General features: G+C 28.4%; 21 protein-coding genes. All 21 read left to right on the forward strand.

The window, feature by feature from the left end; genetic code table 11:
* Positions 1-40 precede the first annotated feature (40 nt).
* The 21 genes from mltG to phoU all read left to right on the forward strand — a co-directional run bounded on the left by mltG (position 41) and on the right by phoU (position 20,228).
* A complete protein-coding gene (mltG, locus tag HCG76_RS00065; protein WP_221698319.1) occupies positions 41-1,048 on the forward strand; it encodes an endolytic transglycosylase MltG in 1,008 nt (335 codons plus the stop codon).
* A gap of 18 nt (positions 1,049-1,066) precedes the next feature.
* Complete coding sequence (locus tag HCG76_RS00070) at positions 1,067-1,711, forward strand: O-methyltransferase (protein ID WP_195989335.1); 645 nt, start codon at positions 1,067-1,069, stop codon at positions 1,709-1,711.
* Between the two features lie 4 nt (positions 1,712-1,715).
* Positions 1,716-2,960 (forward strand): peptidase U32 family protein, encoded by a 1,245-nt coding sequence (locus tag HCG76_RS00075; RefSeq protein WP_221698320.1) that lies wholly within the window; start codon positions 1,716-1,718, stop codon positions 2,958-2,960.
* Positions 2,961-2,981: 21 nt separating this feature from the next.
* Positions 2,982-3,599 (forward strand): uridine kinase, encoded by a 618-nt coding sequence (udk, locus tag HCG76_RS00080; protein WP_221698321.1) that lies wholly within the window; start codon positions 2,982-2,984, stop codon positions 3,597-3,599.
* A gap of 53 nt (positions 3,600-3,652) precedes the next feature.
* Positions 3,653-5,269, forward strand: coding sequence for a penicillin-binding transpeptidase domain-containing protein (locus tag HCG76_RS00085; RefSeq protein WP_260457987.1), 1,617 nt, complete (start codon positions 3,653-3,655; stop codon positions 5,267-5,269).
* Between the two features lie 262 nt (positions 5,270-5,531).
* Entirely contained in the window at positions 5,532-6,227 is a 696-nt protein-coding gene (gene sigK / locus HCG76_RS00090) for an RNA polymerase sporulation sigma factor SigK (protein ID WP_221698322.1), read from the forward strand.
* Positions 6,228-6,332: 105 nt separating this feature from the next.
* Entirely contained in the window at positions 6,333-7,388 is a 1,056-nt protein-coding gene (locus tag HCG76_RS00095; protein ID WP_221698323.1) for a type IV pilus twitching motility protein PilT, read from the forward strand.
* Positions 7,389-7,794: 406 nt separating this feature from the next.
* A complete protein-coding gene (ftsZ, locus tag HCG76_RS00100; protein ID WP_221698324.1) occupies positions 7,795-8,910 on the forward strand; it encodes a cell division protein FtsZ in 1,116 nt (371 codons plus the stop codon).
* Positions 8,911-9,156: 246 nt separating this feature from the next.
* Positions 9,157-9,960: a sigma-E processing peptidase SpoIIGA gene (locus tag HCG76_RS00105; protein ID WP_221698325.1), complete on the forward strand. Its 804-nt coding sequence runs from the start codon at positions 9,157-9,159 to the stop codon at positions 9,958-9,960.
* Between the two features lie 14 nt (positions 9,961-9,974).
* On the forward strand, positions 9,975-10,682 hold the full coding sequence (gene sigE / locus HCG76_RS00110; RefSeq protein WP_221698326.1) for an RNA polymerase sporulation sigma factor SigE: 708 nt from the start codon (positions 9,975-9,977) through the stop codon (positions 10,680-10,682).
* 81 nt (positions 10,683-10,763) lie between these two features.
* The gene (gene sigG, locus HCG76_RS00115; protein ID WP_195989327.1) at positions 10,764-11,537 is read left to right on the forward strand and encodes an RNA polymerase sporulation sigma factor SigG; all 774 of its coding nucleotides are present in this window, start codon (positions 10,764-10,766) and stop codon (positions 11,535-11,537) included.
* 148 nt (positions 11,538-11,685) lie between these two features.
* Entirely contained in the window at positions 11,686-11,964 is a 279-nt protein-coding gene (locus tag HCG76_RS00120) for a YlmC/YmxH family sporulation protein (protein ID WP_221698327.1), read from the forward strand.
* A 60-nt stretch (positions 11,965-12,024) separates the two neighbouring features.
* A complete protein-coding gene (nrdR, locus tag HCG76_RS00125) occupies positions 12,025-12,486 on the forward strand; it encodes a transcriptional regulator NrdR (RefSeq protein ID WP_221698536.1) in 462 nt (153 codons plus the stop codon).
* A gap of 152 nt (positions 12,487-12,638) precedes the next feature.
* Positions 12,639-13,376 (forward strand): peptidoglycan editing factor PgeF, encoded by a 738-nt coding sequence (pgeF, locus tag HCG76_RS00130; RefSeq protein ID WP_221698328.1) that lies wholly within the window; start codon positions 12,639-12,641, stop codon positions 13,374-13,376.
* An 18-nt stretch (positions 13,377-13,394) separates the two neighbouring features.
* Complete coding sequence (locus HCG76_RS00135; protein ID WP_221698329.1) at positions 13,395-14,090, forward strand: response regulator transcription factor; 696 nt, start codon at positions 13,395-13,397, stop codon at positions 14,088-14,090.
* 6 nt (positions 14,091-14,096) lie between these two features.
* The gene (locus HCG76_RS00140; protein ID WP_221698330.1) at positions 14,097-15,773 is read left to right on the forward strand and encodes a HAMP domain-containing sensor histidine kinase; all 1,677 of its coding nucleotides are present in this window, start codon (positions 14,097-14,099) and stop codon (positions 15,771-15,773) included.
* A 248-nt stretch (positions 15,774-16,021) separates the two neighbouring features.
* Positions 16,022-16,879, forward strand: a complete 858-nt coding sequence (locus HCG76_RS00145) for a phosphate ABC transporter substrate-binding protein (RefSeq protein ID WP_221698331.1) — start codon at positions 16,022-16,024, stop codon at positions 16,877-16,879.
* A gap of 89 nt (positions 16,880-16,968) precedes the next feature.
* Positions 16,969-17,862 carry a phosphate ABC transporter permease subunit PstC gene (gene pstC / locus HCG76_RS00150; RefSeq protein ID WP_221698332.1) on the forward strand — a complete coding sequence of 298 codons (894 nt, stop codon included), beginning with the start codon at positions 16,969-16,971 and terminating at the stop codon, positions 17,860-17,862.
* Positions 17,863-17,864: 2 nt separating this feature from the next.
* A complete protein-coding gene (pstA, locus tag HCG76_RS00155; protein ID WP_221698333.1) occupies positions 17,865-18,689 on the forward strand; it encodes a phosphate ABC transporter permease PstA in 825 nt (274 codons plus the stop codon).
* A gap of 90 nt (positions 18,690-18,779) precedes the next feature.
* Entirely contained in the window at positions 18,780-19,544 is a 765-nt protein-coding gene (pstB, locus tag HCG76_RS00160; RefSeq protein ID WP_221698334.1) for a phosphate ABC transporter ATP-binding protein PstB, read from the forward strand.
* 27 nt (positions 19,545-19,571) lie between these two features.
* The gene (gene phoU / locus HCG76_RS00165; protein ID WP_221698335.1) at positions 19,572-20,228 is read left to right on the forward strand and encodes a phosphate signaling complex protein PhoU; all 657 of its coding nucleotides are present in this window, start codon (positions 19,572-19,574) and stop codon (positions 20,226-20,228) included.
* Positions 20,229-20,297 lie beyond the last annotated feature (69 nt).

The following is a 20,297-nucleotide window of genomic DNA, read 5'->3' on the forward strand; positions in this document are numbered from 1 at the left end:
TAAAAATTTAGCTATTCACTTTTAAATACAGGGGGTATTTATGAAAAAAAGAGCTAAAAATACCGGCAGAGCTTTAATTATTTTGTTATTAATTGTTGTAATAGGCATAGTTTCTATATTTATATCAACAATTAGAAAGCCACTTAAAATTTCACAATCAGAAGTCGTCAATGTTGAAGAAGGCGATAGTTTTTATAGTATTATAAATAGACTTTCTAATGAAAAAAAGATTAAAAGTCCATTTATAATAAAAATATATGCCAAATTAACAGGACTAGATTTAGAAGTTGTTCCAGGAAGTCATACATTAGATGAAACTATGTCATTAAATGACGTAGCTAAGATTTTAAAGGATACCAATAATGCTAATACAATAACTGTAACTATTCCAGAGGGATTCAATGTGGAAGATATAGCGGCTAGAGTAGAGGAAAATGGTATTTGCACAAAGGATGAATTCTTAAGTGCAGTAAAAAGTTATCCATTACCAGCTTATGTAAGTGATAATGCTGATAAAAGATATAATTTAGAAGGTTTTTTATTTCCAGATACATATAATTTCGAAATTGGAGTTAAACCAGAATACATAATAGAAACAATGATAAAGAGATTTGAAGAAGTATGGGCTGAAGTAACAAAAGGTATGGATATTAAGCAGGAAGAAATTGAAAAGGTTATTAACGTGGCATCTATTATTGAAAAAGAAGCAAGAGTAGATGAAGATAGACCTTTAATAGCTTCTGTAATTTATAATAGATTAAAGCAGGGAATGCCATTGCAAATTGATGCAACGGTTATTTATGCACATGGATATTATATAGAGAATGTAAGAAACAGACATTTAGCAATTGAATCAAAGTATAATACTTATTTGCATAAGGGATTACCAGTAGGACCAATATGTAACCCAGGAGAACCATCTATAAAGGCTGCGTTACATCCAGCAGATACAAATTATTTATTTTATCTGTTAGCATCAGATGATGAGCATTATTTTACTGACAATTATGATGATTTTTTAAAGAAAAAAGAAGAGTTAGGATATTAACATATACGGAGGTTTAGTATGAGTGGAATTACCTACGATTATATGGAAGAATATATAAGAGGATTAATACCAGAAAGCGAAGGACGTTTAAATGAGTTAGAAGTGTTTGCTAAAGAAAATGGTGTGCCTATAGCTCAAAAAGAAACAATTAAGTTCCTAGAATTTATGGTAAGTATGAAAAAGCCATTAAGAATATTAGAACTTGGTACTGCAATAGGTTATTCTGCAATTATTATGCATGATGCAGCAGGAACAAATCCTCATATAACTACCATAGAACGAAGTGAAGAAATGATAAAATATGCAAAAGAAAATATAAAATCTTTTGGACTTGAAGATAAAATAGTTATTGAAGAAGGCGACTGCCTTGAAGTGTTAGAAAAATTGCAAGAACCATATGATTTAATTTTTATGGATGCAGGTAAGGGACATTATAATCACTTTTTACCACATTGCTTAAGACTTTTAAAAGATGATGGTATAATAATTGCTGATAATGTTTTATTTAGAGGCATGGTTGCAAGTGATGAATTAGTTAAAAGAAGAAAGATAACAATAGTTAAGAGAATGAGAACTTATCTAGAGCTAGTATCAGAAGATAAGAGTTTAATAACATCAGTAATTCCTATGGGAGATGGAATTGCTATTACAAAAAGGAGGTAGTCAAATGAGAAAGCCTGAAATATTAGCGCCAGCTGGTAATTTAGAAAAGCTAAAAATAGCTATAGATTTTGGAGCAGATGCCGTATATATAGGTGGAGGTAAATTAAATCTTAGAGCCTTTTCAAATAATTTTTCAAATGAAGAAATGATTGAAGGAATTAAGTATTGCCATGATAGAGGTAAGAAAATTTATGTTACATTAAATGTTTTTGCAAGAAATCATGACTTACCTTCAGCAGGTGAATATATTAAAGGACTTTATGATATAGGTGTAGATGCAGTTATAGTAGCAGACCCATCATTAATTGCTATATGTAAAGAAGTTGCACCAGAATTAGAAATACATTTAAGTACACAAGCAAATACTGTTAACTGGATGGCAACTAAGTTCTGGTACGATTTAGGAGTTAAGAGAATAGTTTTAGCTAGAGAATTAACTTTTAAAGAAATAAACGAAGTAACTGAAAATATTCCAAAGGGATGCGATATTGAAGCGTTTATTCATGGTTCAATGTGTGTTGCATATTCAGGAAGATGTTTAATATCAAACTATATGATTAAAAGAGATGCTAACAAAGGTATTTGTGGAAATGTATGCAGATATAAATATCATTTAGTTGAAGAAACTAGACCAGGTGAATATTATCCTGTTATAGAGGATGATGATGGAACATATATAATGAATTCAAAAGATTTATGTATGATTCATTATATACCAGAGCTTGTTAAGAGTGGTATTTACTCTTTCAAGATTGAAGGAAGAATGAAAAGTGAATTCTATGTAGCTTCAGTTGTTAAAGCATATAGAGAAGCATTAGATAGCTACTGGGAAAACCCAAGTAACTATAAGTTTAAGAATGAATGGATGGATATGCTTAGAAAGGTAAGTCATAGACCATATCATACAGGTTTCTATTTAGGTATAAATGGAGAACAAAACTATGATGATGCAGGATATGTTAGAGATTACGAAATTGTTGGTATGGTAAAATCTTATGATCCAGAAACTAAAACTGCAACAGTACTTCAAAAGAACAGAGTATTTGAAGGCGAAGAGGTTGAAGTTTTAAGAGCTGACGTACCATACTTTAAGGTTAAACTTGAAGAAATGTATGATTTAGATAAAGACAAAAAGACAGAGGTTGCAAATAGAGCACACATGATGTTTACTGTTAAAGTTAACACACCATTAAAGGTGAATGATATGCTTGTAAAAGCTAATAATGTCATTAATATAAATAATAACTAATACTACTAAGGAGGAACGGTAATGTCAAAACCAATTTTAATAGGAATTACTGGGGGAACAGGCTCTGGTAAAAGTACAATAGCAGATGCCTTATATTCTAATTTTTCAAAAGATTGTATTGCAATGATACAACAAGATATGTATTACAAAGATCAAAGTCATTTATCAATGGAAGAAAGAGTTAAAACTAACTATGATCATCCAATGGCATTTGATAATGATTTATTAGTAGAACATTTAAAGAAATTAATAAATGGAGAGTCTATAGAAAAACCTAGTTATGACTTTACTGTACACAATAGATCTAAAGAAACTACACTTGTAGAGTCAAGGGATATTGTTTTAGTAGAAGGTATTTTAATACTTGAAGATGAAAGAATAAGAGAGCTTTTAGATATAAAAGTTTATGTTGATACTGATGCTGATATAAGAATTTTAAGAAGATTAGTTAGAGATATAAATGAAAGAGGAAGAACTGTTGAATCAGTTGTAGACCAATATTTAAATATCGTTAGACCAATGCATCTTCAATTTACAGAGCCATCAAAAAAATATGCAGATATAATTATACCTGAAGGTGGACATAATTATGTTGCTATAGATTTATTAATGGCAAAAATTAGAGATATACTTAAGTAGTTTGAATAAAACACCTCATTTTAGTCTAGAATTTAGCTAAAGGAGGTGTTTTTTTGTATAGATATAAGATTGATAATAAAAAATCACTAATTGTATGTATTGGATTTTTTAGCATTTTTATTGCTTTAACTATAAGATTATATATATTAATGATGTATCCAACAACTTCTGTTCAAGGGGAACTTGAAAATCATCAAGTTGAATATACTAGCGATAGTAATTATAAGTTGTTTGATGCAAACGGAAAGAGCCTTATAAATTATAAAAGTAAGTATGTTATGGTATTAGACACTAAGCCCTTTAAATTAAATAATTACGAAGAAACATTAGAAGACTTATTAGCTTTAAACTTTATAATGAAATCAGAAGATGAAGATTTTAATTTTACTGATATTATGAATCAAAGTGGAAAGCTATATTATACCATTACAGAAGAAACCTATGAAAAGTTAAATAAGTTAAATGATATAAAGGGAATTTACACTTATGTATATGATGAGTTAGATTTAAAAGAACGATGGAATGTAGAGAATATGATTGCATCTATAGATAAGAATAATGTAGAAGAAGGCTCATTTGAAAGTAGTATTTTAGATATAATTTCAGAAAATAAAAGACCTACAATAGGATTCCATTTAGATGAAAAATCTATATATAGAAGTAATGAAACTAATTATGGGGAAAATAATAAAAACATAAGATTAACTATTGATGAAGATTGGTCAGATAAAATAAGAAATGTTCTAAATAGTGATGATTATAGTAATTTAGATAATGTAGGTGTGGTTCTTTTAGAAGCAAACACAGGAAAGATAAAGTCTATGGTACAAAAGGATGAATCAGAAGCAAATATTAATTTAGGTATAGGACAATTAGGGCTTGAGCCAGGTTCTATATTTAAAGTTATAACAGAAGCAATAGCATTAAATGAAGGTTTAGTTAATGTTAGCGATTCTTTTAGTTGTAACGGTAATATTTGTAGTAATAGTGGAAAATCTTATAGTCATGGAACTTTAACTTTAGGTGATGCTTTAGAGGTGTCTTGTAATGATATATTTGCTAAAGTAGGGCAGTTAATAGGATATAAAAATATGTTAAAATATACTACTAACTTAGGTTTGTATAATAAAGTCTTAGGGTTAGCAGGAGAAAATAGAGAAGAAGCTATAGGGGTAATGGCTAAACAAAGCGATGGAATTAGTAATTTTGCAATAGGACAATGTATTACAGTAACCCCACTTCAAATTGCAGGAGCTATAAACGCAGTAGTAAATGATGGAGTATATATTAAGCCATCACTTATAGAAGCAATTGTGGATGAAGATAATAATGTTATAGAAAGTGCTCAAAATGAAGAAAATAGAATATTTAGTTCAACTACATCAAAATTAGTGAAAAATAATATGTACGATGTTATATGGCAAGGAACAGGATCAGCAGCTAAAATAGAAGGAATAACTCAAGGAGGAAAGACAGGTACAGCAACAGGTGAGGGTGGAGCTACAACTCACGGCTGGTTTGCAGGCTATTTCGAATTAAATGGTAAAATATATACACTAGTTATTTCAGTGCCTAATATAAAGGGCGTAGACCAAAATGGTAACGAATTAGGTGGAGGAAATACAGCTGCCCCTATTTATAGAGAAATTATTAAATCATTAATGCAATAAAGAGTATTTAAACAATTTATTAATGTATAATGGAAATGGGTAATTAATGATGAAATTCCCTAGGGAGTTTCTAAAAATATGTATTTTAAAGAAACTGCCATAGAAGTTTCAACCTTAATTGTCCATTATCCATTGCCAATTATCCATTAAGTTAGTTCGCAATTTATATAAAATGCTTGTCAAGAAAATTAATTTAAATTCTTTACGCAATATTTTTAAAAACCATCATATTATATAATAAGCACTACTAGGAGGAAGCTTAGTGATAGTTATTGGTAATATTTTAGAATTATTGTGTACTAATGTATTTCTAGCTGGATATATTTCAGGTAGTAATACATTTCCACAGCCTTTAGATGAAAAAGAAGAGCAGAAGTATTTAGAACTGTTAAAAGCTGGTGACAAAAATGCTAAAGGTGTTTTAATAGAAAGAAACCTTAGATTGGTTGCACATATTGTGAAAAAATATCAAATACCTAACAAGGATATAGATGAGCTTATATCAATTGGTACGGTGGGATTAATTAAGGCTATTGATTCGTTTGATGCATCAAAAGGTACAAGATTAGCTACATATGCATCTAGATGCATTGAAAATGAAATTTTAATGTTATTTAGAAGTAGTAAAAAGCAAAAGGGAGAAACTTTTCTTCATGATCCAATTGGAGTCGATAAAGAAGGCAATGAAATAAGTTTAATCGATGTATTAAGTAGCGATAAAGACTCTGTTATTGATAAGGTTGAAACAAACATACAAATTAAAGCTTTATACTCTAAAATAAATACTTCTTTAAATGAGAGAGAAGGAGAAATTATTAAAATGAGATATGGGCTAATAGATGGAAAGTGTAAGACTCAAAGAGAAATTGCAAGTTTACTTGGAATATCAAGATCCTATGTTTCTCGAATAGAAAAAAAAGCACTAAAAAAACTTAAGAAAGAATTAACATTTAAATAACCAATAATTAATAAAAATTTTAAAAAAAGTTGAAAAAATTTATCGATTTTACTAAAATAATATTATATATATACTTAGAGATGAGTTATAAAAGGGAGAGTAAAAATGTATTTATTAAAAGAACTATTAAGTAAAACCATAGAAATGAACGCCTCGGATTTGCATTTAACAGTGGGATTACCACCAACTATAAGAAGTAATGGAAAACTTATTCAGCTAGGAGTTGATAAGTTATTACCACAAGATATGGAGGAATTTTCTAAGGAAATATTAGGAGCAAAATATGATGAATATTTAGCTATTGGCGAGTTTGATACATCTTACTCTGTTCAAGGAATAGGAAGATTTAGAGTTAATATTTTTAAGCAAAGAAACAGTGATGCTATTGCAATAAGAGTTATTGCACTTAAAATACCTACTTTAGATGAGTTAAAACATCCATCAGTACTTAAAGATATAGTTGAAAAAAAGAGAGGACTTGTATTAGTAACTGGACCAACAGGAAGTGGGAAAAGTACCACTTTAGCTGCAATGATAAATGAAATTAACAATACTAGACAAGCTCATATAATAACATTAGAAGATCCTATTGAATATTTACACAGGCATAATATGTGTATAATAAATCAAAGAGAAATTGGAAAAGATAGTAGAAGCTATCAGAGTGCGTTAAAAGCGATTTTAAGAGAAGATCCAGATGTTATTTTAGTTGGGGAAATGAGAGATTTAGAAACTATTTCTATAGCACTTACAGCTGCAGAAACTGGACATTTAGTTTTTTCAACATTACACACTATTGGTGCAGCAAAGACTATTGATAGAATAATAGATGTATTTCCACCACATCAGCAACAACAAATTAAGATTCAATTAGCATCAGTATTACAAGCTGTGGTATCTCAACAACTATTACCTAATATAAGTGGAGATGGAAGAGTAGCAGCTCTTGAAGTTATGGTTACAACTCCTGGAATTCAAAATCTTATAAGAGAAGGAAAAACACATCAAATTGAATCTGCAGTTCAGACAGGTAATAGATATGGAATGAAAACTATGGATATGGCAATTTCTGAGTTGTATAAAAAAGGTGTCATTTCAATGGAAACAGCAATGACATATGCAGTAGATAGAGAAACTTTAAAAAGAATGATGATTTTATAAGAAAAAAATGAGCGTAAACTTTTTTACGCTCTTTTATATTATAAAATTTTAAAAATATGTTAAAAAATAGAGGGATTTTTAAAAATACGTTGAATTATATTTATGATAGGATTAAAATATAATATTGTCTTGATAAAATTATTATATTTTATTAAAGTAAGATTAAATTTGAACTAACTAGGACAAATTGGAAAATTTAGATACTTATTTTTTACAAAAGTAAAGGAAACATTACAAAATTCTTCAACAATTAGCAATTTACTATTGTTAACATATATTTAATGATGTAAAATTAAATTACGAAATAATTTTTAATTTTATAGTAGAGTTATAAGTTGAATTAGTGAAGTTAATTTTATGAAAGTATTTAAATTACTAATAGAGAGAGTTTTAAGGAGGAGTTATTTTGTTAGATTTTGAATTAGATATGCAAGAATTAACTAATATAAAAGTAATAGGCTGTGGTGGCGGCGGTGGTAATGCCGTTAATAGAATGATAATTGAAGGATTAAAGAATGTTGAGTTTATAGTTGTAAATACAGATAAACAAGCATTATTACTTTCACAAGCAAACACTAAGATTCAAATAGGTGAAAAGCTTACTAAAGGTCTTGGTGCTGGAGCTAACCCTGAGATTGGGAAAAAAGCTGCAGAAGAAAGTAGAGAAGAAATAGCAGAAGCAATAAAAGGTGCTAATATGGTATTTATTACTGCTGGTATGGGTGGTGGAACAGGTACAGGTGCTGCTCCAGTAGTTGCTGAAATTGCTAAATCTATGAATATCCTAACAGTAGGTGTAGTTACTAAACCTTTCCCATTTGAAGGAAAGAGAAGAATGAGACATGCTGAAATGGGATTAGAAAACTTAAAGCAACATGTTGATACATTAGTTATAATTCCAAATGAAAAACTTTTAGCTATGGCAGATAAGAAAACTACATTATTAGATTCTTTCAAATTAGCTGATGGAGTTTTAAGACAAGGTGTACAAGCGATATCAGACCTTATCACAATTCCTGGAGTAGTTAATGCTGACTTTGCGGATATTGAAACAGTAATGAAAGATAAAGGACTAGCTCACATGGGAGTAGGTTACGGAAAGGGAGATAATAAAGCACAAGATGCAGTTAGACAAGCAATATCATCTCCATTATTAGAAACTTCTATAGATGGTGCAACAGGAGTTATAATTAACTTTACTGGTGGTGTAGACTTAGGAGCTATTGAAGTTTATGAAGCTGCTGAAATTGTTAGAGAAGCAGCTGACGTAGATGCTAACATTATATTTGGAGCAGTTATTGATGAAAGTCTAAATGATGAGATTAGATTAACTGTAATTGCAACAGGATTTGAAGAAGATAATGGTACAATTGTATCAAGTACTAGTGAACCTAGAGTTGAGCCAAAACCAATAGAAACAGTTAAAAAGGAAGAAGAGCATGTAACACCTCATACTGATCCATTATTAGATTTAGATAGAGAAAGTGTAAATATTCCAAGTTTCTTAAGATCAAGAAAATAGTTAATATTTAATTGTTAAAATAGATAGAAAATGCAAGTCATTTTCTATCTATTTTTTTGTGAAAAAATAGATGTTATGTGCATAAAAAGACATAAAGAAAGAAATAAAAAGTTTATTAAAATTTATAAGGGAAAAACAGGGGTAAAATGTAAAAAAACTTGGTTTAAAAATTAGTTTAAACTCCTTCAATGTGACAAAAAAAAAATTAATATAACGGTATAATTTATATATTGAGGGGGTGAGTACATGGAAATTTATATTGATATATATTTATTGGAGAATATAATAATTAATTTATTTTTATTACTGCTTACTTTTAGATTATTAAGATTTGATTATAAGAAAAGAAATGTATATTTAGCAGCTTTACTAGGAGCTATATATGGGTTAGTTATTTTTTGTAATGTAAAGATTTTTAGTTCTGTAGGAGTAAAAATATTAGTTCCAGCAATTATGATATATATTTCTATGGAAAAGAGAAGTTTCAAAGTTATTTTGAAATCAATTGTAGTATTTTTTATGTTAGCTTTTATGCTAAGTGGAATATGTTTTGGAACAGTACAAATGCAAAATACATATTTAATTGGACAAGAGTTTATTATTAAAAATAATTCAGCTAAATTTATAGTTTTATCTGTAGCAGTTATTTTTATAGTTGTAACTCGAGTTGCAGATTTACTTAAAGATAGAGCTCTGGTAAAAAACTTTTTATATGATATATATATTACAGAAGGAGCAAGAACAGTACTAGTAAAAGGTTTTTTAGACACAGGAAATGAATTGAGGGAGCCTGTAACTAATTTACCTTGTATAATAGTTGAGAATACTTACTTTAATCAATTTAAAATAGCTGATGATAAAAAGTTTATTATAAAATATGACACTATAAACGAAATAGGTGAGATAAAAGGATTTAAAGGTCAGAATGTAATAATTAGAAATGAAGAAGAAAATACTTGGACAAAGGTAGAAGCTGTAATATGTGGATGTGAAAGAAAATTAAGTAAGGAAGATGAATTTCAAGCCTTATTATCAAGAGGTATAGTTTAGGAGGTTAATGAGAAATGGAGAAGTTAATTTTATTTATTAATAAATTTTTATCAAGGTTTAATATTTTTAGAAAAAGAGTAGATTATATTGGGGGAAATGATGCATTACCTCCACCATTGAAAAAGGATGAAGAAGAAAAATTAGTTGATAAATTAAGAGCTGGTGGAGAAGAAGTTAGAAATACACTTATAGAAAGAAATTTAAGACTTGTTGTATATATAGCTAGAAAATTTGAAAATACAGGTGTTGGATTTGAGGATTTAATTTCTGTTGGAACTATAGGATTAATTAAAGCTGTAAACACATTTAATCCTGAAAAGAAAATTAAATTAGCTACTTATGCATCAAGGTGTATTGAAAACGAAATACTTATGTATTTAAGAAGAAATAGCAAGGTAAAAGCAGAAGTATCTTTTTATGAACCATTAAATATAGATTGGGATGGAAATGAGTTGCTATTATCAGATATTCTGGGTACAGAAAACGATACTGTATATAATTTAATTGAAGATGAGGTTGACAAGCAATTATTATTTTTAGCTTTAAGAAATTTAAATGAAAGAGAGAAGGAAATAGTTAGGTTAAGATTTGGGCTTTCAGGGCATAGTGAAAAGACTCAGAAGGAAGTGGCTGACATCCTTGGCATCTCTCAATCTTATATTTCTAGATTAGAAAAGAAAATAATAAGTAGATTAAAAAAAGAAATAAATAAAATGATTTAGGTTGTCTTTAGTATAAAAGAATACTCTAACGGAAATAATTTTAAATGCAGTATGTTATTACTTCTGAAGGAGTGATTAACTTTGATCATTAACAAAGTTGAGATTTGTGGAGTAAATACTTCAAAATTACCAGTACTAAAGGAAAAAGAAAAAAGAGAACTTTTATTAAAGATGAGAAGTGGAGATACACAAGCGAGGGAAACCTTTATTAAAGGAAATTTAAGGTTAGTTTTAAGTGTTATTCAAAGATTTAATAATAGAGGTGAAAATGTAGATGACTTATTTCAAGTAGGTTGTATTGGATTAATGAAATCCATAGATAATTTTGATTTAGGTCAAAATGTTAAGTTTTCTACATATGCTGTACCTATGATAATAGGAGAGATAAGAAGGTATTTAAGAGATAACAACTCTATTAGAGTAAGTAGATCATTAAGAGATGTTGCATATAAGGCATTACTCGTTCGTGATAAACTTATTAAAGACAATAATAAAGAGCCTACAGTTTCTCAAATTGCTAAAGAATTAAATATACCAAGAGAAGAAGTTGTTTTTGCTTTAGATGCAATTCAAGATCCGGTTTCATTATTTGAACCAATATATCATGATGGTGGTGATGCTATTTATGTAATGGATCAAATTAGTGATTCTAAAAATAGTGATGATAGTTGGTTAGAAAATATATCCATAAAAGAAGCTATGAAAAAATTAAATGATAGAGAAAAATTAATTTTAACATTAAGATTTTTTAATGGCAGAACACAAATGGAAGTAGCAGATGAAATTGGCATATCTCAAGCACAGGTTTCTAGATTAGAAAAAACAGCATTAAAGCATATGAGAAAGTATGTATAGGACCCGATGGGTCCTTTTTTTTTGCCAAAAACCAATAAGATTTTCAGATTAAATTTATTTTAATAAAATAAGGTATAGCATCATATATATAATTATGGTAAATAAGCAAAAGTTAAGATTTAAATATATTTAAGGGGTGGGGATATTTATGGAAGATGATTTAATTTTATATTCAGTAAATGCTATAAGAAGTATGGAAGTTATTGATGTATCAACAGGAAGTAAATTGGGATATGTTAGGGATTATAAGGTTGATTTATCAAGAAATAAAGTAGTTTCAATATTTTTACCAGCTGCTTCTAAAGGATGGTTTTCTAAAGAAGATGATATAGAAATACCATGGGAAAAGGTTGTTAAAATTGGAGTAGATGTATTGATTGTAGATGCATCTGGAATACAATTAAACACAGATGAAAATAAAATATAGAATAAACTTAAAAAAGATTGTATAATACAAATATAACTATAGGAGAAAGGCGTGGTTTGTTTGAAGTGTCCTTTTTGTTTTTTTGATGAAAGTAAAGTTGTAGATTCAAGATCTACAGATGATAATACAACAATTAGAAGAAGAAGAGAGTGTACTAGCTGCGGAAGAAGGTATACTACATATGAAAAGATTGAGGATATTCCGATTTTAGTAGTAAAAAGAGATTTAACAAGAGAAAATTTTAACAGAGAAAAAATTGTAAATGGTCTTATTATAGCTTGTCAGAAGAGACCTATTTCTAGAAAACAGGTTGAAGAATTAGCAGAGGATATTGAAAAGAGTATATCTAATAATATGCTTACTGAAATTGAATCTAGTGTAATTGGCGAAATGGTTATGGAGAGATTAAAGGCTATAGATGAGGTTTCATATGTAAGATTTGCATCTGTATATAGAGAGTTTAAAGATATTAATACTTTTTTAGATGAAATTAAAGGATTAATGACCAATAAAAATAATTAGGCTACCCAAAATGGTAGTCTTTTTTTTATGTTATAATTATTTTATATTTAAAATAGAGTTAAAGTTAAAATCATGTTAAAAAACATACATAGTAAATGGTAAAAGTATATATTAAATGGTAAAATACATTTAGGAAATTTTAGAGGTGAATTATGAAAAAATTAAATGTTAATGATTTTAAGGTGTTTAAGGATTTTTGGATCTTAGAAGGCGAAAAGATTAATATTGTATTTTCCAATGCAAAAATGGACAGGAGCTTTAACAGACATACAGATGATGGGGTTAATAACTTATTATCACTTAAGAGTGATTTTCAAGTGGAGGAGGTTCAGTATATAAGACAAATACATAGTGATAAGGTTTTTGTTTACAAGAAGGGAGAAAAAGACTTTATAGAAAATGAGGGGGATGCAATAGTTACTAATGAAAAATCAGTAATTATTGGAGCATTTACTGCTGATTGTGTTCCTGTAATACTTGTTGATGAAAGCACTTCTACTATAGCTGCTATACATAGCGGATGGAAGGGAACTTTTAATGATATAAGTAAAAATGCAGTAGAGAAAATGATTAAGGAGTTTAATTGTGATATAAATAATATTAAAGCATATATAGGGCCTCACATTAGACAATGCTGCTATGAAGTTTCAGAGGAATTAAAAGAGAAATTCATTGGGAAGTTTAATGTGCCAAGTGAAAAACTTTTTAATGGCAGAAATTTAAGTATGGAGCTATGTATTGAAGAGGATCTGAAGTCTATTGGTATAGATGATGATAATATTTATTCTTTCAATTTATGCACTCATTGTGAAAAAGAAAATAAATTATTTTCTTATAGAGCAAGTAATGGGACATATGGAAGGTTATTTTCATTTTCATATATTAAATAAATTATTGGGGTGATAGGAATGGCAAATGAAAAAATATTAGTAGTAGATGATGAAGAACATATAGCAGAACTTATAAGTTATAATTTAAGTAGTAATGGGTATAAAGTAATTACAGCAAATAATGGAATTGATGCTGTTAAAGTTGCAATTGAAGAAAAGCCAAGCTTAATTTTATTGGATTTAATGATACCTGGAAAAGATGGATATGATGTTTGTAAGGAAGTTAGGAGTAATAATGAAATTAGAAATACTCCAATAATAATGCTTACAGCAAAGAGTGAAGAACTAGATAAAATACTAGGATTAGAATTAGGCGCAGATGATTATATAACAAAGCCTTTTTCAGTAAGAGAATTACTTGCAAGAGTAAAGGCTGTATTAAGAAGATTTTCTATTGTAGAGCCTGAAAGTAATGTTTTAGTTTTTGGAGACTTAACTGCTGATTTTGATAAAAGAGAAATCCTAGTTAAGGATAAAAAATTAGAATTAACACTTAAGGAGTTTGAGCTCCTTGAAATTTTAATTAGAAATAAGGGAAAGATTTTAACAAGAGATACTTTATTAGATAAAATATGGGGATATGAATATATTGGAGAAACGAGAACCGTAGATGTTCATATAAGATATTTAAGAAAGAAAATAGAAGCAGATGATAAAAATCCTAAACTTATTGAAACTATAAGAGGAGTTGGGTATAGATTTAACCCTAATTAATATTTTATGAAAAAAAGAATTATAACGTCAGTAGTAATTACAGTAATTTTTGCATTAATTATTGTGACGAGTTCATTTATTGCATTAGTAAATATAAATACTATAGATGATGCTAAAGAAACTCTATCAATATACAATGTATGTTTTTCAAAAGGAAATTATAGTAAAGAAGATTTATCTATTTATAAGTTTAAAGGAAATTCAGTTAGATTTACTGTGGTAAATAAGGATGGAGATGTACTATTTGATAATGAAACAAATAATTTAGAGAATCACAAGGATAGACAAGAAATTATAGATGCATTTAAAAATGGGACAGGAACTAGTGTTAGATTTAGTAAAACTTTATCAATGAATATGGTTTATTATTCAACTAAGATAAATGATAATATTGTTGTTAGAAGTTCTGTGCCTGTTAGCAATATAAAAGTATTTACTTCAGGAACTTTAAAATATTACGTTGCTATTGTTATAGTAGTATTTTTATTATCCTTGGCATTAGCAATAAAGCTAGTAAAGATAATTGTATACCCTATTAAAGAGTTAGAGAAAGTAACAGCTAAGATTGCAAATGGTGATTTAAATAAAAGAGCTATTATTTGTAATTATGATGAAATAGGATTATTAGCTCAAACATTTAATAATATGGCAGATCAGCTTGAAACTAAAATTAAAGATTCATTAGATAAACAAAACAAGCTTGAAGCCATACTTGAAAGTATGGATAGTGGTGTAATTGCATTAGATAATAATGAAAAGATTATATTAAGTAATCCATATGCTAATAAATTATTTGATTTACAGGGAGAGGTTATAGGAAAGAAGATGTCCTCTTGTATTATTGATTATGATCTTATTAATTTTATAAGAGAATTACCAGATATAGATTCAAGAGAAATAAAATTATTCCATCCTATAGAAAGAGAAATACGAGTAAAAAAAGCTCCTATTATAAGTGGAACTAAAAATCAAATGGGAATAGTAATAACAGTTCAAGATATTACAGATATTAAAAGACTTGAAAATATGAGAAGTGAATTTGTTGCAAATGTTTCTCATGAACTAAAAACACCTTTAACATCTATTAAAGGATTTTCAGAAACTTTAAGATACGTTGATGATTCAGAAACAAAAAATAAGTTCTTAAATATTATTGATAAAGAGGCAGAGAGACTAACTAATTTAATAAATGATATTTTAATACTTTCAAATATTGAAAACCTTCATAAGATGGAGAATAGTAATTTTAGCCCTAAAGAAGTTATAGAAAATATTATTGATATAGTTAGAAAACAAGCAGAGAAAAGTTTGATTAAAATTGATTTTATAAATGATTTTAATGGTGAAATTATTGGAAGTAAAGATAAATTCCATCAGCTAGCATTAAATTTAATAGAAAATGCTATTAAATATTCCAATGAAAATGGTAATGTTAAAATTATTATAACTACTAATGAGGGATATTTTATTTTAAAAGTAATTGATGATGGTATAGGGATTCCTAAAAATGATATACCAAGAATATTTGAAAGATTTTATAGAGTTGATAAGTCAAGATCTACAAGGGGTACGGGTCTAGGCCTTGCTATTGTAAAGCATATTGTTAAATTGTTCAATGGAGATATAATAGTTGACTCTAAAGTAGGTGTTGGAAGTACATTTACTGTAAAGATTAAAAGATAAATAAAAAGTTTAATAATAAAATATGAGAAAGTTGTAAATAAATAAGGTAAGAATATTAACTATTCTTACCTTATTTATTTTTACAATATTATTTCCAATATGACAAAAAATATTACTATTTAACTTTCTCTTAACATTTATCTAACTTTATTTAACAGTTAAGTAATATTACTTTAACTTTAGAGGAATAATATTATTGGTGTAAGGTATATGAATAAAAATTCATTTATGAAAGTGGAGGAATAAAAATGAGAAGTAAAAAATTGAAGTTAATGGTAGGAGCATTATTAGTAACTATGGTAGGTGCAACATTTGTAGGTTGTGGATCAAATGGTTCAGAAGGAGAAGATAACAATACAGCTTCTAACAAAGATTCAGTAACAATCTCAATATCAGGTTCAACTTCAGTTGGTCCATTAATGGAAAAAATTCAAGAAAAATATGAAGAAGAAAATAGTAATGTAACTTTAGAAATACAACAAAATGGTTCAGGAGCAGGAATAAAAGATGTTATTTCTGGAATTTCAGAAATTGGAATGTCTTCAAGAGAATTAAAAGATGAAGAAAAATCTCAAGTTGAAGGAACAACTATAGCATATGATGGAATTGCTTTATTAGTAAATCCTGAAAACAAAGTTAAGAACATATCTTTAGAAGATGTTAAGAAAGTATATACTGGAGAAATTACAAACTGGAAGGAGTTAGGTGGAGATGATTCACCAATAGTAGTAATTTCAAGAGAAGAAGGTTCAGGTACAAGAGATGCATTCCAAGAAATCGTTGGTTATGAATCAGAAGAATTAGCAAAAGATGCTACAATTTCAGATGGTAGTGGAGCTGTTAAAACTACAGTTGCAGGAAATAAAAATGCAATTGGATTTGCTTCTTTTGAATATATAGATAGTACTGTAGTAGCTTTAAGCGTTAATGATGTAGAACCAACAGCTGACAATGTTAAAGCTGGTGAATACAAAATTTCAAGACCATTCTTATTAGTAACTAAAGAAGATTCTTTAACAGAAAATGGTCAAAAGTTAATAGAGTTCGTTCTAAGTGATGAAGGACAAAAAATAGTAGAAGAAAACAAATTAATAACTTTAGAGTAAATTCAAATTAATTTTAGAAATGCCTCTTGTATTGAGGCGTTTCTAATTATGAATAAATCAAAGTTTTTATTACCATTAGGAGGACTAAAATGGTAGCGGAAAATAAGAAGAATAAAAATAAATATATTATAGACAAGGTTACAAGAAGTATATTTTTAATATGCGCACTTATTGCAGTAATAAGTTTAGTGTTAATAATAGGATTTGTATTTTATAAAGGTTTAAGACCGTTCTTTGCAGAAGGAAAATCATTTACAGAATTTATTTTTGGAACCGAGTGGTATCCAACATCAGAAAATCAGAAGTATGGAATATTACCAATGATAATAGCATCTATTTATGGTACGATAGGAGCTTTAATAATAGGAGTGCCAATAGGATTACTTACAGCAATATTTATTGCAGAAGTAGCACCAAAAGGATTATCTAAAATTATAATTCCAGCAGTTGAGCTTTTAGCTGGAATACCATCTGTATTATACGGATTATTTGGTTTGGCAGTAATTGTTCCATGGATACAAAATACCTTCAATTTGCCACAAGGACAAAGTTTATTAGCAGTAATTATTGTATTGGCAGTTATGATGCTTCCAACAATTATTTCAGTTTCTACTACTGCAATAAAGGCTGTTCCAAAAAGTTATAAAGAAGGATCACTTGCCCTTGGAGCTTCACATATAGAAACAACATTTAAGGTTGTAGTACCTGCAGCAAAGTCAGGTATACTTGCAGCAGTAGTATTAGGATGCGGTAGAGCAATTGGTGAAACAATGGCTATAATCCTAGTTGGAGGTAATTCAGTTCAAATACCTACATCTATTTTTGATAAGGTAAGACCTCTTACAAGTAATATTGCTTTAGAAATGGGATATGCAACCCAATCACATCAAGAATTGCTATTTGCAACTGGTGTTGTATTATTTACATTCATCTTAATATTAAACTTAGTTATTTCAAAACTTTCTAATAAGGAAGGTAAATAAAAATGAGAAAATTTAAAGAAAATATCTTAAAGATATTATTATATTTATCAGCATTAGTAACTGTTGGAATTTTAGTGTTTATAATTGGATTTATATTTATAAAAGGGTATAAATTAATAAATTTAAATTATTTATTTGGAGAATATAAACCATCAGGTGGTGGAGGAATAAAACCATTTATTATTTCTACATTATATACAGTTGGATTATCATTGCTTATAGCAACACCAATAGGAGTACTTTCAGCTGTTTATTTACAAGAATATGCAAAGCAGGGAAGGCTTGTTAGAATAATTAGATATTCAACAGAAGCGCTAGCAGGAATACCATCAATAGTTTATGGATTATTTGGAGCTGCATTTTTTGTAAGTGCTTTAAAGTTTGGTTATTCACTTTTAGCAGGATCATTAACTCTTTCAATAATTATTTTACCAGTAATTATTAGAACAACAGAAGAGTCTTTAAAAGTAGTTCCGCCATCATATAGAGAAGCATCACTTGGACTTGGTGCAACAAGATTCCAGACTTTATATAAAGTAATACTTCCAAGTGCTATACCAGGTATACTTTCAGGTGTAATACTTTCTATGGGGCGTGTAATTGGAGAGTCAGCAGCATTATTCTTAACAGCAGGTACAGTATATAAAATTCCTGCAAGCATAATGTCAAGTGGTAGAACTTTAACTGTTCATGCATTCCTTGAGACTAAAGAAAAAGGTGATATTGCATCTGCAGCAGCTGCTGGAATAGTTTTAATTATAATGATTCTACTTTTAAACTTATTAGCAAAGTTTATCAGTAAGAGATTTAATAAGGCTAATTATTAAAAATAAGTACTATGAAATATTAAATGTGTATTTTAATTAAAAAAGCACATATAGTTATTAAAGAAAATCATAAGATTTTGAGGTGTAGATATGTCAAATATAGTAAAGCCAGAAATTCAAGTTAGAAACTTAGAATTGTTTTATGGCGATAATAAAGCGTTAAAAAATATTAATTTAGATATAGAATCGAAAAAGGTTACAGCGTTAATAGGACCTTCAGGATGTGGTAAGTCTACATTTTTAAGAACCTTAAATAGAATGAACGATTTAATTGAAGGCGTTAAAATAAATGGTGAAATTTTAATAGATGGTAAAGATATATATAAGGAATATGATGAAATAGATTTAAGAAAAAAGGTTGGGATGGTATTCCAAAAGCCTAATCCATTTCCTATGTCAATTTATGATAATATAGCTTATGGACCAAGAATACATGGAGTAAGAGATAAAAAGACTTTAGATGAAATTGTTGAAAAGAGCTTAAGAGGGGCAGCACTTTTTGATGAAGTTAAGGATAGGTTAAAAAAATCTGCATTAGGTCTTTCAGGAGGACAACAACAAAGGTTGTGTATAGCTAGAACAATAGCTGTTTCTCCAGAAATAATATTAATGGATGAACCTACATCAGCCCTTGATCCAATTTCAACTAATAAAATGGAAGAACTTATGGATCAATTAAAGAAACAATATACAGTTGTAATTGTTACTCATAATATGCAACAAGCAGGAAGAATTGCTGATAAAACTGCATTCTTCTTATCAGGAGAAGTAATTGAATACGGTAAGACTGAGGATATATTCTATAGACCAAAGGATAAGAGAACAGAGGACTATATAACAGGAAGATTTGGATAAAATTTAATTTGTAATAGGAGTGAGAGTATGACAAGAAATCTTTTAGATAAGAGAATGAAGTTATTAATATCAGAGCTTGCTGAAATGGGAAGTTTAGTTGAAAAGCAAATATATAATAGTATAGAGGCTTTTAGAAATAAAGATATGGAACTTGCAACTCAAGTTATGAACAATGACGATAAAGTTGATGAGTTAAATAGAAAAATTGAAGAACAATGTTTAAAGTTAATGGCTATGGAATCTCCAGTTGCAACAGATTTAAGAAAAATATTTACAACATCTAAGATAGTTACAGATTTAGAAAGAATGGCTGATTATGCAGTTGATATTTGTAAAATAGCAAAAAGAGTTGAAGGTGATATTTTAGGTGAAGAGTGTCAACCAATTTGGCAAATGGTAGATATTTTAAGAAAAATGATTAAAAAATCTATTGAAGCATTTGTTGCTGGAGATGTTGATGCAGCATATGAAATATGTAAGATGGATGATGAAGTTGATATATTATATCGTGGATTATTTAGTGATATGTTAAAGAAGATGGTAAAAGATGAAACTATCATAAATAAAGGAGCACAAATATTATTTGCATCTAAATATCTTGAAAGAGTTGGGGATCACGTAACAAATATTTGTGAGTGGATAATTTTTTCTGCAAAAGGTGATTATGTAGACTTAAATGAGTAATAATAAAGAATATGGGGTAACCTATATTCTTTTTTTATTTTAATATTTTTTTGAAATATTAAATAAGTT

It is taken from the genome of Clostridium sp. K13, from assembly GCF_019734195.1.
Classification (GTDB): domain Bacteria; phylum Bacillota; class Clostridia; order Clostridiales; family Clostridiaceae; genus Clostridium.

Excerpts from the sequence above, each read along its gene's own strand:
- HCG76_RS00095 (WP_221698323.1), top strand. The coding sequence starts at position 6,333 with ATGTATTTATTAAAAGAACTATTAAGTAAAACCATAGAAATGAACGCC.
- HCG76_RS00135 (WP_221698329.1), top strand. The coding sequence starts at position 13,395 with ATGGCAAATGAAAAAATATTAGTAGTAGATGATGAAGAACATATAGCA.
- HCG76_RS00105 (WP_221698325.1), top strand. The coding sequence starts at position 9,157 with ATGGAAATTTATATTGATATATATTTATTGGAGAATATAATAATTAAT.
- HCG76_RS00070 (WP_195989335.1), top strand. The coding sequence starts at position 1,067 with ATGAGTGGAATTACCTACGATTATATGGAAGAATATATAAGAGGATTA.
- pstA (WP_221698333.1), top strand. The coding sequence starts at position 17,865 with ATGAGAAAATTTAAAGAAAATATCTTAAAGATATTATTATATTTATCA.
- pgeF (WP_221698328.1), top strand. The coding sequence starts at position 12,639 with ATGAAAAAATTAAATGTTAATGATTTTAAGGTGTTTAAGGATTTTTGG.
- pstC (WP_221698332.1), top strand. The coding sequence starts at position 16,969 with ATGGTAGCGGAAAATAAGAAGAATAAAAATAAATATATTATAGACAAG.
- phoU (WP_221698335.1), top strand. The coding sequence starts at position 19,572 with ATGACAAGAAATCTTTTAGATAAGAGAATGAAGTTATTAATATCAGAG.
- pstB (WP_221698334.1), top strand. The coding sequence starts at position 18,780 with ATGTCAAATATAGTAAAGCCAGAAATTCAAGTTAGAAACTTAGAATTG.
- HCG76_RS00120 (WP_221698327.1), top strand. The coding sequence starts at position 11,686 with ATGGAAGATGATTTAATTTTATATTCAGTAAATGCTATAAGAAGTATG.
- HCG76_RS00075 (WP_221698320.1), top strand. The coding sequence starts at position 1,716 with ATGAGAAAGCCTGAAATATTAGCGCCAGCTGGTAATTTAGAAAAGCTA.
- mltG (WP_221698319.1), top strand. The coding sequence starts at position 41 with ATGAAAAAAAGAGCTAAAAATACCGGCAGAGCTTTAATTATTTTGTTA.
- HCG76_RS00145 (WP_221698331.1), top strand. The coding sequence starts at position 16,022 with ATGAGAAGTAAAAAATTGAAGTTAATGGTAGGAGCATTATTAGTAACT.
- HCG76_RS00140 (WP_221698330.1), top strand. The coding sequence starts at position 14,097 with ATGAAAAAAAGAATTATAACGTCAGTAGTAATTACAGTAATTTTTGCA.
- sigE (WP_221698326.1), top strand. The coding sequence starts at position 9,975 with ATGGAGAAGTTAATTTTATTTATTAATAAATTTTTATCAAGGTTTAAT.
- udk (WP_221698321.1), top strand. The coding sequence starts at position 2,982 with ATGTCAAAACCAATTTTAATAGGAATTACTGGGGGAACAGGCTCTGGT.